General features: G+C 44.3%; 11 protein-coding genes. 2 read left to right on the forward strand and 9 right to left on the reverse strand.

What is annotated here, in order from left to right:
* Positions 1-87: 87 nt before the first annotated feature.
* The 5 genes from MU515_RS06530 to MU515_RS06550 form a co-directional block, all read right to left on the reverse strand.
* Entirely contained in the window at positions 88-1,647 is a 1,560-nt protein-coding gene (locus MU515_RS06530) for an AbgT family transporter (RefSeq protein WP_260259631.1), read from the reverse strand.
* Between the two features lie 338 nt (positions 1,648-1,985).
* Positions 1,986-2,438, reverse strand: a complete 453-nt coding sequence (locus tag MU515_RS06535) for a prepilin-type N-terminal cleavage/methylation domain-containing protein (RefSeq protein WP_260259632.1) — start codon at positions 2,436-2,438, stop codon at positions 1,986-1,988.
* Complete coding sequence (locus MU515_RS06540; protein WP_260259633.1) at positions 2,428-3,666, reverse strand: hypothetical protein; 1,239 nt, start codon at positions 3,664-3,666, stop codon at positions 2,428-2,430. The genes MU515_RS06535 and MU515_RS06540 overlap by 11 nt, the downstream gene beginning before the upstream one ends.
* Positions 3,663-4,268: a PulJ/GspJ family protein gene (locus tag MU515_RS06545; RefSeq protein ID WP_260259634.1), complete on the reverse strand. Its 606-nt coding sequence runs from the start codon at positions 4,266-4,268 to the stop codon at positions 3,663-3,665. The genes MU515_RS06540 and MU515_RS06545 overlap by 4 nt, the downstream gene beginning before the upstream one ends.
* On the reverse strand, positions 4,255-4,761 hold the full coding sequence (locus tag MU515_RS06550) for a pilus assembly FimT family protein (protein ID WP_260259635.1): 507 nt from the start codon (positions 4,759-4,761) through the stop codon (positions 4,255-4,257). The genes MU515_RS06545 and MU515_RS06550 overlap by 14 nt, the downstream gene beginning before the upstream one ends.
* A gap of 102 nt (positions 4,762-4,863) precedes the next feature.
* Here MU515_RS06550 and MU515_RS06555 point away from each other — a divergent pair, with 102 nt between their 5' ends.
* On the forward strand, positions 4,864-5,295 hold the full coding sequence (locus MU515_RS06555) for a type IV pilin protein (protein WP_260259636.1): 432 nt from the start codon (positions 4,864-4,866) through the stop codon (positions 5,293-5,295).
* A 56-nt stretch (positions 5,296-5,351) separates the two neighbouring features.
* Here MU515_RS06555 and dnaJ read toward each other — a convergent pair whose 3' ends face one another.
* The 4 genes from dnaJ to grpE form a co-directional block, all read right to left on the reverse strand.
* Entirely contained in the window at positions 5,352-6,503 is a 1,152-nt protein-coding gene (gene dnaJ, locus MU515_RS06560; RefSeq protein ID WP_260259637.1) for a molecular chaperone DnaJ, read from the reverse strand.
* Between the two features lie 245 nt (positions 6,504-6,748).
* Positions 6,749-8,665: a molecular chaperone DnaK gene (gene dnaK / locus MU515_RS06565; RefSeq protein WP_260259638.1), complete on the reverse strand. Its 1,917-nt coding sequence runs from the start codon at positions 8,663-8,665 to the stop codon at positions 6,749-6,751.
* A gap of 314 nt (positions 8,666-8,979) precedes the next feature.
* On the reverse strand, positions 8,980-10,257 hold the full coding sequence (locus MU515_RS06570; protein ID WP_260259639.1) for a dicarboxylate/amino acid:cation symporter: 1,278 nt from the start codon (positions 10,255-10,257) through the stop codon (positions 8,980-8,982).
* Between the two features lie 395 nt (positions 10,258-10,652).
* Complete coding sequence (gene grpE, locus MU515_RS06575) at positions 10,653-11,258, reverse strand: nucleotide exchange factor GrpE (protein WP_260259640.1); 606 nt, start codon at positions 11,256-11,258, stop codon at positions 10,653-10,655.
* A gap of 144 nt (positions 11,259-11,402) precedes the next feature.
* Here grpE and nadK point away from each other — a divergent pair, with 144 nt between their 5' ends.
* Positions 11,403-12,287, forward strand: a complete 885-nt coding sequence (nadK, locus tag MU515_RS06580) for an NAD(+) kinase (RefSeq protein ID WP_260259641.1) — start codon at positions 11,403-11,405, stop codon at positions 12,285-12,287.
* The last annotated feature ends 16 nt before the right edge of the window (positions 12,288-12,303 follow it).

Here is a 12,303-nt window from a genome sequence, read left to right on the forward strand (position 1 = left end):
AATTCAGCCCTATGAGCATAGCTGTACTATGTGATTAGGCTGAATTGATGCAGTTAACGCCGCTACAGTGCCAAATATGACGATATTTTACATTGTGTAAGTGTATGGCGCTTGAATACCTAGAGGAATACCAATCATCCAGTAAGCGATTAGGAAGATTGACCAACCAATTAGCATCGCGATAGAGAATGGCATCATTAGCGATGCTAGCGTACCGATACCTGTCGACTTCACGTAACGTTGACAGTAAACAACCACTAGCGGGAAGAATACCATCAGAGGTGAAATGATGTTCGATACAGAGTCACCTACACGGTAAGCCGCTTGTGATAGCTCAGGAGAGATACCAACTGCCATTAGCATTGGAACAAGGATTGGACCAATCAGAGCCCATTTCGCTGATGCAGAACCGATCAGTAGGTTCACGGCTGCTGTTAGCAGAATCATACCAACGATAGTCGCTTGACCTGGCAGGTTCATCGCTTTAAGGCCTTCTGCACCGTAAAGTGCAAGCATCGTACCGATGTTTGATTGAGCAAATGCAGATAGGAACTGAGCACAGAAGAACGACATTACGATGTAAGCGCCCATAGTAGACATAGTGTCTGCCATCGCTTTAATGATGTCGTTACTGGTTTTGAACGTACCAGAAACTTTACCGTAAACGTAACCAGGGATGATAAACAGGATGAAAATCAGTGGCACGATAGACTTCATGATCGGCGCAGAGAATGCTGTTAGCTCACCTTCTGGAGAACGTAGCGCTGAGTTTTCAGGCCATAGTGCTGCAACTAGCAGACCAATACCTGCAAGCATAGCGAAACCAGCGTAGCGGAATGCTTTAGATTCTAGCTCAGTGAAAGAACCTAGATCCGGTGCTTTTTCTGCATCTTCATCGATAGGCGTCTTCTCTAGACGAGGTTCGATAATCTTCTCTGTTACATACCAACCAATCGCAACGATGATGATTGAAGATAGACCAGTGAAGTATATGTTCGCTAGAGGGTTAATCACATACTCAGGATCTAGCACGTTAGCCGCTGTTTGCGTAAAGCCTGCTAGTAGTGGATCGATACCTGATGGGATGAAGTTCGCAGAGAAACCACCTGATACACCAGCAAATGCTGCTGCAATACCCGCTAGAGGGTGACGGCCTGCTGCGTGGAAGATGATACCACCTAGTGGAATAACCAATACGTAGCCAGCATCCGCAGCTGTGTGCGAAACGATAGCAACCAAGATTAGCATTGGTGTTAGAAGTTTTGCTGGCGTGAAGTTCAACATCTTCTTCAGGCCAGTCGTGATGAAGCCAGATGAATCAGCCACACCCACACCTAGCATAGCCACTAGCACGATACCTAGAGGAGCAAAGCCAGTGAATGTTTTCACCATGTTTGCTAGGAAGCTTGCTAATGCCTCGCCAGTTAGAAGGTTATTGATAACTAGGGCATCACCTGAACGTGGGTTAATAAGTTCAAACGATACGTTTGATAAAAGTGCTGATGCTACCCAAGTAATAACTAGAGCCCAGAAAAATAGAATTGCTGGGTCTGGAATTTTGTTGCCTGCGCGTTCGATAAAGTTTAAAAAGCGATCCATGCCACTCGGCTTAGGCTCTGGTGCTTTGTTGATTGCTTGATTACTCATGGTAATTCCGTCTGTGATGTTGTTGCTTGTGACCTATTTATATAATTATAGGGGTCGTTACTCAGTAGAGCATTTTATTAAATCTTACTTACAAAAGCACATAATTCCGTCGGAATTTGCATATTTGGAGACATATTTTGCAAATTTAGAATATTGCGATAACAAATAACAAACAAAACCGAACACAATGCGAATACATCATTGAAACCAATTTGAAACTTTGACGTGCTAGAAAGCAATAAAGTGGATAATCACTGACTAATTTGATAGTAAAAAAGATAAGAAATGAACGAAGATCACCTCACAAGTCATGATGCGTTAAAGAAACGTATTTTACGTTAATCAAACTCACTGTACTTTGAGACATAAGAAGTTAAAGAAACCGCATACGAAGGGGCATGCTCGGCGCTATCGGCTACACGCTTCTCCCACCATACCGTGACCGTGAGCTCTTTTAAATCACCAGAGAGACCTCCGGTAACATCATCAACCTTGCATACCAAGTTGTAACCACTACTCACCATATCTGCCATACCCGCGCCACAGTGAGCTGTATTACCAAGCTGATCAAAGGCAATCAATCCCGAAGCACCACTGACATCCTCCACGCGAGTGCGATACAGCTCCATCTGCCGCTCTGCATAATGCAGTGCCTCGATACTTTGCATCGCATAGTCTGCTTTCTGTTCTACTGTCGCTTGCAGCTTAATCAAGCCGAGGCTCGCCAAACCAATAATGGCGAAAGAAATCATGACTTCAAAAAGGCTAAAACCACGTTGTTTAGAGATCATTCCAGGATCCTTTTCGCCAACTGTACCTATAGATATTACTGCCGCCGCCACCTTTTGCATCTGGGTCAAAAATGAACTTCATTGAATTGTTGAAGTAGCTTTTTTTATACGGAACATCGATGATCAAAGCACCCGTTGATTCAAAAGCACCACCCTGATAATGGGCAACGTCTTTTGGGTTAGCAGGCCCTAGATACGGGCCAGACTCCATATTCGCCCAACGAGCAGAAAAATCTGTTGTCGCAGGCTCTGTATTTAAGTGATAGATAGCGCCATAAAACTTAACTGCAGAATAGACTCCAAACAAACCATTCTCTATAACCAAAGTACGTGGAGTTGCAGGTAAACCTGTAAGATCATGACCATCGCCAAGATCGCAGTCGCCTTCAACCCAAACCATATCAGTGCTAGCAAATTCGTTCGCTATTTTTTGGTCACAATTAACCGGGACACCTTGTATCACTGAGTAATCGTTTTTCACTGTGTCTATCGCACTTCTTGGCTGTTGGAAGAAGCTTTCAAATGGGTCTATCGAGGTATCTTTAACAAAGTCATTTTTAAAGAAACTCTTATCTTTATCCTCACTGGTAGACTTAGTCGTACTCAATGACGTTGCCGTGGATGAATGGCACTTTGCACCTGCGACTGGATTTTTCATCTTTGGCTGATCCTGCAAAGTCTCAAGCTTTTCGGCACCGCCAGAATGGATGTATTCAATCTCATCAGCATAAGTGATCGCGACGCACTCTTGGTCTCCGTTAATTAAATTGCCCGTCACATCCGGCCAAATTTCCACGCCACCATTTATGACAAAATAGCCCGTTGCTATGATTGCTCCATTCCCGCCACTCGAGGCAAGTTGAACCGACTTGTTAACAATATCAACGTCATCCACTTGATACACTAAACGGTAAACATCTGCCGATGTAGGTTCAGCAAACAACACGGCTGAAGATGAAGAGTCTAAACAAAGGCTTTGCAAAGTGGCGTAATTAGCGTGAGAGCTCCCTTTCGCTAAATCAGACACGAGTACATTGCCCGTTTTCAAAAAGGCGAAAAAACACTCCAACGCCCCTTCTCCCGACCAGTGCGCTGTGCGCGAACGTAACTCATTTTGAGCGACTTTGATTTGATGGAAAGTCGTTTTGTAACTGCCGAGTACCAACAACAACGTAACCGATAGCAATAACGCGGTTGTCAGCAAAGTCATTGCACCTTTTTGCTTCATTGCCAGTTCCTTTGTTTAATATCCACTTTAAGTGTTTGCGAATGCTGACCGTCTTTAGTCGCCGCAATAATAAATAGGTGCCAAAGTGAAGAGTCGGTAGACGCACTAGAGAGTGGCGTCGAAGAGATAGCAAATGAGGTGACATCAACAACACCATCATCCAATAGGGAGCGGCAATTGCCGACACTATTCAAGGTTAACAGTGTATTTTTGCTCGTAGAACTTTGTTCGCATACTTGCAGCTTGTTGTCACTCAATCGATAGCGCACATTACGAAAATCGGTCAGTCCCACTTCATCCCGATAGTAAGCCATACCAAATTCACTCGCCCCACTGACCTGAATCACATCAGCCGCAGCCGATAGCTTTAGTACTGCACCTAGACCACCATCATATCCAGCTCTTTGAATATCCTCTTCAACGGTTTGAAACGTACTGGTCAAAGACTGCAAAAGATTAAGCTGTTGGCTTTTTTCTTGCGCGACTCTCTGCGCTGAAATGAACACACTGCCAATCAAAGCTAAAGAGACTCCTCCCAAGCCAGCGGCCACTAAGAATTCAATTAAGGAGAACCCCGCAGATTTCCTATTAGCACTTCTCATAGCCATATACTCCTATGGTTGTGCCACATACTTTTATTCGCCCAGGAGGGTTCGCAATAGTAACGCTGAGCTGATTGGTTGAATTACCTTTGGGATTAAATAGCATTGTCCCGCCATTAGGCCGCCCTCTAACAGGATCGAAAGCAATATATTGCGAAGGGAAATTGTGTTCGAAATCGATTTGTCCAAAACCTGAACCATCGAGATAAAGAATACTCTGCCCTGAAGCACCGCTACTGTCGGTAAGCTCCATATACCATTGGCCATCTGGCGCAGGAACTGACTGTGGGAAAGAAAAATGTGCATATAGCTTTTTATTTCGAGCTACCGCTTCAGACTTGCCTTGAATTAAAAAGCCGTTCAACTCACTGGCTAAACGCTGCATCCTGATTGTTTCCATCACTGATTGAAAACTCGGTACCGCAACCAGCAACATCACCACCAAAAACATCAGTGTGATGACAAACTCTAGTAATGTGAACCCGCGAGTCATTTCCCAATTTCCTCTGCAATTTCCATTGCGAACACCATTCCGCTTGCAATCATGCTAACAGCTATTAAAAATGAGCCAATCGAGAACAAGGAACAACTCGTCATGTCTCTGATAATCATGTGTAAACAAAGAAAAAAAAGACTGAAAGCAATGACACTGCTCGAACTATTGGCGGTGGTCATTATTGTGGGAATTATCGTTACGTTCGCCTATCCGAGCTATCTCAGCCATGTGGTAAAAGCAAACCGCAGTGTCGCACTGAGCGACTTGAGTAAAATTCAGCTCTATCTTGAAAATGGCTATGACGGTAGCTACGTTAGCGCTGCGAATTCGGTCATGGCAGGGGGTAGTTGCGGTATTTGCGAATCTGATAGCAACAATTACTCAATAACCATTGCTGCGAACAAAGATAACTACACCATCTCGGCGGATCCGCTCAATAAGCAAGAGAAAGATACATGTCTAGGGTCGAGTCAAGACGTCTTGACCCTCAAACAAACGGGAAAAGGTCAGCCAATCGCCTGTTGGGACTAACTCAAACAAAAAAGCCAGCTTAGGTAAGCTGGCTTTCGTATTTCTAGTTCGCAGATTTAGCTGGTCAAATCATCGAAAAATTTCTTCACACCGTTGAAGAAACCTTCTGATTTTGGCTTATGCTTAGTTGCAGCTTCACCGCCACAAGACTCTTCAAACTCTTTTAGAAGTTCTTTTTGACGAGAGCTTAGGTTAACAGGTGTTTCGACGACTAGCTTAACAATCAAGTCACCGATGCCGCCACCACGAACACCCTTCACACCTTTACCACGCATACGGAACATACGGCCTGTTTGCGTTTCTGTCGGTACTTTTAGGTTAACACGGCCATCTAGTGTTGGTACTTCAACTTCACCACCCAGTGCCGCCATTGCAAAGCTTACTGGGACTTCGCAGTACAGGTTGTTACCTTCGCGCTCAAAGATATGGTGCTCTTTCACGTGAACTTGAACATATAAGTCACCTGCTGGTGCGCCCATTTCTCCCGCTTCACCTTCGCCAGATAGACGAATGCGATCGCCAGTATCAACGCCTGCTGGGATCTTAACGTTAAGAGTCTTAGTCTTTTGCTTACGGCCTTGACCGTGGCATGAACCACACTTCTCTTTGATGATCTTACCTGAACCATGACAGGTAGGACACGTCTGTTGAACCGCAAAGAAACCTTGACGCATTTGAACTTGGCCGTGGCCATGACAAGTGCCACACGTATCTGCGGATGTGCCTTTTTTCGCGCCGCTACCATCACAAGTATCACAATGAACCAGCGTTGGTACTTCAATTTCTTTTTCTACACCACGAACCGCTTCTTCTAGCGTCAGTTCCATGTTGTAACGTAGGTCTGCGCCACGCTGTGCACGGTGACCACCACCGCCACCACGACGACCGCCACCGAAAATATCACCAAATACATCACCGAAGATGTCACCGAAATCAGCACCGCCGCCACCAAAGCCGCCACCGCCGAAGCCGCCGCCACCTTGTTCGAATGCTGCGTGACCGTACTGGTCATACGCCGCTTTCTTCTGCGGGTCGAGAAGAATTTCGTACGCTTCTTTTACTTCTTTAAACTTTTCAGCTGCTGTGTCGTCACCCTGATTACGGTCTGGGTGGAATTTCATTGCAAGGCGCTTGTACGCTTTTTTGATATCGCGCTCTGATGCATCACGGCTAACGCCTAATACTTCGTAAAAATCACGTTTTGACATGCTTTAGTCACCAATTTATTACTGCAAACGGGCCATTATCAGCACCGCTTGGTGTTTCTATATCGTTCTAGCTAAAAGCTTTCGCTCAATATTCATACTTAAGCTACGCAAAGTATTTAGCTAGAAAGACAGCTTCTACTTACAAACATACGGGCGTTAGAGTTACCTCCGACGCCCGCATTAAGTTCTCTTACAAAAACTTATCCTCTTTAATAGGAGAGCCTGCGCTCTCCTAACTTAGAGAATTATTTTTTGTCGTCTTTAACTTCTTCAAACTCAGCATCTACAACGTCGTCGTCTTGAGACTGTTGTTGACCAGCGTCAGCGCCTTCAGCTTGTTGAGCTTGAGCTTGCTGTTGAGCGATTTCCATTAGTTTTTGAGCGGCTGCCATTAGCGCTTGAACTTTCGCGTCGATAGCTTCTTTGTCGTCGCCTTTCTTCGCTTCTTCAAGTTCTTTAATTGCTGCTTCAATCTTCTCTTTCTCGTCAGCTGGAAGAGCGTCACCTGCTTCTTCAACTTGCTTTTGAGTACCGTGAATCATTTGGTCAGCTTGGTTACGTGCAGTTGCTAGCTCTTCGAACTTCTTGTCCGCTTCTTTGTTAGCTTCTGCTTCTTGAACCATTTTCTCGATATCTTCATCGCTTAGGCCGCCAGAAGCTTGGATAGTGATCTTCTGTTCTTTGCCTGTCTGCTTGTCTTTAGCAGATACGTGTAGGATACCGTCAGCATCTAGGTCGAATGTTACTTCGATTTGTGGCATACCACGTGGTGCAGCTTGGATGCCTTCTAGGTTGAATTGACCTAGAGACTTGTTGTAAGACGCTTGCTTACGCTCACCTTGAAGTACGTGGATAGTTACCGCGCTTTGGTTATCTTCTGCAGTAGAGAAAACTTGGTTCGCTTTTGTTGGGATAGTGGTGTTCTTCTCAACTAGCTTAGTCATTACGCCGCCCATAGTCTCGATACCTAGAGACAGAGGAGTAACGTCTAGTAGAAGTACGTCTTTCACATCACCCGCTAGTACACCACCTTGAACTGCAGCACCCATTGCTACTGCTTCATCAGGGTTTACATCGCGACGAGCTTCTTTACCGAAGAATTCAGCAACTTTAGCTTGAACCATTGGCATACGTGTTTGACCACCAACTAGGATTACGTCGTTGATGTCGCTTACTGATAGGTCAGCGTCAGCTAGAGCAACTTTTAGCGGCTCAAGAGAACGTTGAACTAGGTCTTCAACTAGAGATTCTAGTTTCGCACGCGTTACTTTAACGTTCATGTGCTTAGGACCAGTTGCATCAGCAGTTACGTAAGGTAGGTTTACGTCAGTCTGTTGAGCTGAAGACAGTTCGATCTTCGCTTTTTCAGCGGCTTCTTTAACACGCTGCATTGCTAGAGGATCGTTCTTAAGGTTGATACCTTGCTCTTTCTCGAACTCACCAACTAGGTAGTTGATTAGACGCGTATCGAAATCTTCACCACCAAGGTGAGTGTCACCGTTAGTTGCTAGAACTTCGAAAGTCTTCTCGCCTTCAACTTCATCGATTTCGATGATAGAGATATCGAATGTACCACCACCAAGGTCGTAAACTGCGATAGTGCGGTCGCCGCCTTTCTTATCAAGACCGTATGCAAGCGCTGCCGCAGTTGGTTCGTTGATGATACGTTTAACTTCTAGACCTGCGATACGGCCAGCATCTTTAGTTGCTTGACGCTGTGCATCGTTAAAGTAAGCAGGAACTGTGATAACTGCGCCAGTTACTTCCTCACCTAGGAAGTCTTCAGCAGTTTTCTTCATTTTCTTAAGTACTTCTGCAGAAACCTGAGGAGCAGCCATTTTTTGGCCTTGCGCTTCAACCCAAGCATCACCGTTGTCAGCTTTCACGATGTTGAAAGGCATGATTTCGATGTCACGTTGTACTTCTTCGTCTTCGAAACGACGACCGATAAGACGCTTAATTGCAAATAGCGTGTTAGTTGGGTTTGTAACCGCTTGACGTTTTGCAGGTTGACCAACTAGAGTCTCACCATCTGTATACGCGATTACTGATGCCGTTGTACGCTCACCTTCCGCGTTTTCAATTACGCGTGGTTTGTCGCCATCTAAAACAGCAACACAAGAGTTAGTAGTACCTAAGTCAATACCAATGATTTTACCCATCAGGCTATCTCCGAATAAATTCTATTTTCGTTTTGCTATATCCCCTATGTGGGGATGGAGAATAGGGATTCAACCCTTGCTCACAAACAAAAATAATTATGTTTGCTTCTCTATGCCCCTTAGATAAGGGCTGCAAAATACTTTTCAAGGGTCACCACTAAAAAAAATCCAATTTAATTTGGTTATTTACTCACGTGGCGACCGGATTGCGAATCACTTTCAACAAGCTCTGAAAAGCTGAACTCTTTATCTCAAATTTGAAGCACAAAAAAGCGAGGCCTAATGCCTCGCTTTGAATGCTAAATAAACTTCCGTTAAGCGTTCGCTTGTGCCGGTTGAACCGTTACCTCTTCGCCTTCAACACCGATAGCGCCTTCTGATTTTGCAACGATCGTGTTAACTGCGGTATCACCTACTACGTTTGATGAAGTACAGAACATATCATTGATACGGTCTACCGCTGCAACAATTGCTAGACCTTCTGGTGGCAAACCTAGTTGGTGCAAGATAACACCGACCATAACTACACCACCGCCAGGCACACCACCAGCACCAATAGAAAGAAGCAGAACAGTAAAGCCAAGCGTCACAAGATCAGAGACTGCGATTGGTTGACCAAATGCATTAGCACAGAATACCGCAGCAATCGCAATGTAGATTGACGCACCAGCCATATTCATAGTTGCACCTAGAGGGACACCAAAACCAGCGACCGATTTAGATACACCAATTTTATCAGTCAAAGTGCGCATTGTTACAGGAATAGTCGCGTTTGAGCTTGCTGTTGATAGTGAGAACAGAACTTGCTCACGAGTTTTACGTGAAAACTCACGCGCTGAGATGCCAGTAAATAACTGCACCGCCACTGGGTAAACCACGAAGATCCACAGCACGAGCATAGCAACAACCAGAGCAACATAACCGGCTACCGATGCTAGCGTCGCTGCATTAAGCGTTGCACCCAATTGAATCATAAGAGCAAATACACCGTAAGGCGCAAGGCTCATTACAAGGCCAATCAGCTTCATCATAATGTCATTGGCAACTTTGAAGGTACGAATGGCTGGGCCACCTTTCGCATCAAGTGCTTGAATGGCTAGACCTGTCAAAATAGCCATAAAGATGATTTGTAGCATGTCGCCGTTAGCAAATGCTTGCACAGGGTTGCTTGGAACAATGTTTACAACCATCGAGAAGATATCAGGAGTCTCAGTTGATTTAAGTGCAACTGAATCAGAAATAGTGCCTGCTAGATTCGCACCCGCGCCTGGCTGAACAATCATAGCGACAGTAAGGGCAGCAATGATCGCGATAACGGTATTAAAAATGTATAACGTAAAAGTTTTACCGCCTAAACGACCAAATGAACGAATGTCTTTCAGCTCGACGATTCCACAAACAATAGAAACGTAAACCAAAGGAACAACGAGCAGTTTAATCAAAGATACAAACATGCCACCAATGCCTTCTGCGGCACCAAGCAAATAGGTATCAAAAATCGCAATACCGCTAAATAAGTACTGAATGGCCGTACCGAGCAATAAACCCGAAAATAGGCCGATAAAAATCTTACTAGAAAGCGATTTATCCATTATAAATCTCCCGAGATGTTGTGTGTGCAATTAATATTTTTATTATTTAATTCACTCATAAATGCGGTGAATGACGCAGATAATACACATCAAAGTAACAAAAGGAAGATTTAATTTACAAAATTGTTAACAAAAACAAACCAGCAACATATAGCAAACTTGTCACATAAAACAGCATAAACGTTCAAAAATTGTGCATTTCATCATTCGCTAATACAACATTAAGTCCGCTAAGTGTTTAGTAGATAAACAATTGCCCTACTCCTAGGGATCGCTTCTGATTTGGGCTTATTCAATTAAACGCCCAAAATTACCGCTACTCCTACCAGATCAATACGCAAAAAAAACGCCCTTAGCATAACTAAGGGCGTTTCTATCAATTAATGTTAGTTGGCTTATTTAGCCACCATCACCATTGCAGGACGAACAACACGACCGTTTAGCTCGTAGCCTTTCTGCATTACGAACATAACTGTGTTTGATTCATGGTCTGGGCTTTCTTGAATAGACATCGCCTGATGGAACTCAGGGTTGAATGCTTCACCTTCAGGGTTGATCTCTTTCAGACCAAACTTAGCCACCGTGTCCACGAACGTTTTATGAGTCAGCTCAACACCTTCAAGAATTGGTTTAACCGCTTCATTTTCAGTATCCGCTGCTTGAATAGCACGCTCTAGGTTATCAATAACTGGTAGCAACTCTTCAGCAAACTTGTTTAAAGCGTATTTACGCGCTTTATCAATTTCTTGCTCAGTACGACGACGCATGTTTTCTACTTCAGCTTTCGCACGTAGAACATCATCTTGCTGATCTTTTACTTTTGCTTCACTAGAAAGAAGCGCTGCTTCTAGTTGAGCAATCTTAGCTTCTTGCTCATCTTGTTCAGTCTCTTCATTCCATTCGATATCCGCTTCAGAACCTACCGCTTCTACGTCAGTTTCTGTTGCGTCAGCTTGCTGTTGCAGCTCTTCTTCTTGGATGTTTTTTTCTTCGTTGCTCATGATATCTCCAGAATTCAACGGTATATGCACCTAATGCGTCACGATTATCGCCTTAAGATACACAAAAATTCGCATATTTAGCTAACTTGCCATTATTATGGGGACGAAGATTGTCGAATCAAGCCTATTTCGGTCGGAAAACTCATGAAAAAACCTTTTGAAGTGATCGCCATCATTGGAAAACCCAGAGATCAGCAAGCAATTCAAACACATAAAGAGCTGTACCTATGGTTAACAGAACAAGGTTATCAAGTATTCATTGATGATAGATTGAGCGAAATTCTCAGTGATGTGCCTGAAGAGCACTTTGCGAGCTTGATTCAACTCGGAAAAATCGCTGATCTTGCCATCGTTGTTGGTGGTGACGGCAATATGCTTGGCGCTGCTCGCGTGCTATCGCGCTTTGATATTTCCGTAATTGGGGTTAACCGTGGCAACCTCGGCTTTTTAACCGACCTTGACCCTGACGATTTCCAAACATCGCTAAAAGATGTATTAGCGGGCGAGTTTATTGAAGAAGAACGTTTCTTACTTGAAGCTGAAATTCATCGCCACAAACAAATCAAGAGCCACAATACTGCACTCAATGAAGCGGTACTTCACCCGGGACAAGTGGCTCATATGATTGAGTTCGAAGTGTACATTGATGATAGCTTTGCCTTCTCCCAGCGATCTGACGGTTTGATTATCTCAACACCAACCGGTTCTACGGCATACTCACTATCTGGCGGTGGCCCAATTCTGTCACCGAGCCTCAACGCGATTTCTCTCGTGCCTATGTTCCCTCATACCCTATCAAGCCGACCATTAGTGGTCGATAGCAAGCGCCACATCAAATTGATTATCTCACCTGATAACCGCGGCACTCAAGAAGTGAGCTGTGATGGCCAAGTTTCTTTGCCTGTATCTCCCGGTGATGAAATTCATATTTACCAAAGCCCAAATGTACTCAAGCTCATTCATCCAAAAGATTACAGCTACTATCACGTACTTCGAAATAAGCTCGGATGGTCGAGCAAGCTGTTTTAATCCGTATAAACCAAGT

It is taken from the genome of Vibrio intestinalis (genome assembly GCF_025195085.2).
Classification (GTDB): Bacteria; Pseudomonadota; Gammaproteobacteria; order Enterobacterales; family Vibrionaceae; genus Vibrio; species Vibrio intestinalis.

Bases quoted from the DNA above. Each gene is read 5' to 3' on its own strand.
- MU515_RS06530 (WP_260259631.1), bottom strand. From the start codon at position 1,647: ATGAGTAATCAAGCAATCAACAAAGCACCAGAGCCTAAGCCGAGTGGC.
- MU515_RS06535 (WP_260259632.1), bottom strand. From the start codon at position 2,438: ATGATCTCTAAACAACGTGGTTTTAGCCTTTTTGAAGTCATGATTTCT.
- MU515_RS06540 (WP_260259633.1), bottom strand. From the start codon at position 3,666: ATGAAGCAAAAAGGTGCAATGACTTTGCTGACAACCGCGTTATTGCTA.
- MU515_RS06545 (WP_260259634.1), bottom strand. From the start codon at position 4,268: ATGAGAAGTGCTAATAGGAAATCTGCGGGGTTCTCCTTAATTGAATTC.
- MU515_RS06550 (WP_260259635.1), bottom strand. From the start codon at position 4,761: ATGACTCGCGGGTTCACATTACTAGAGTTTGTCATCACACTGATGTTT.
- MU515_RS06555 (WP_260259636.1), top strand. From the start codon at position 4,864: ATGTCTCTGATAATCATGTGTAAACAAAGAAAAAAAAGACTGAAAGCA.
- dnaJ (WP_260259637.1), bottom strand. From the start codon at position 6,503: ATGTCAAAACGTGATTTTTACGAAGTATTAGGCGTTAGCCGTGATGCA.
- dnaK (WP_260259638.1), bottom strand. From the start codon at position 8,665: ATGGGTAAAATCATTGGTATTGACTTAGGTACTACTAACTCTTGTGTT.
- MU515_RS06570 (WP_260259639.1), bottom strand. From the start codon at position 10,257: ATGGATAAATCGCTTTCTAGTAAGATTTTTATCGGCCTATTTTCGGGT.
- grpE (WP_260259640.1), bottom strand. From the start codon at position 11,258: ATGAGCAACGAAGAAAAAAACATCCAAGAAGAAGAGCTGCAACAGCAA.
- nadK (WP_260259641.1), top strand. From the start codon at position 11,403: ATGAAAAAACCTTTTGAAGTGATCGCCATCATTGGAAAACCCAGAGAT.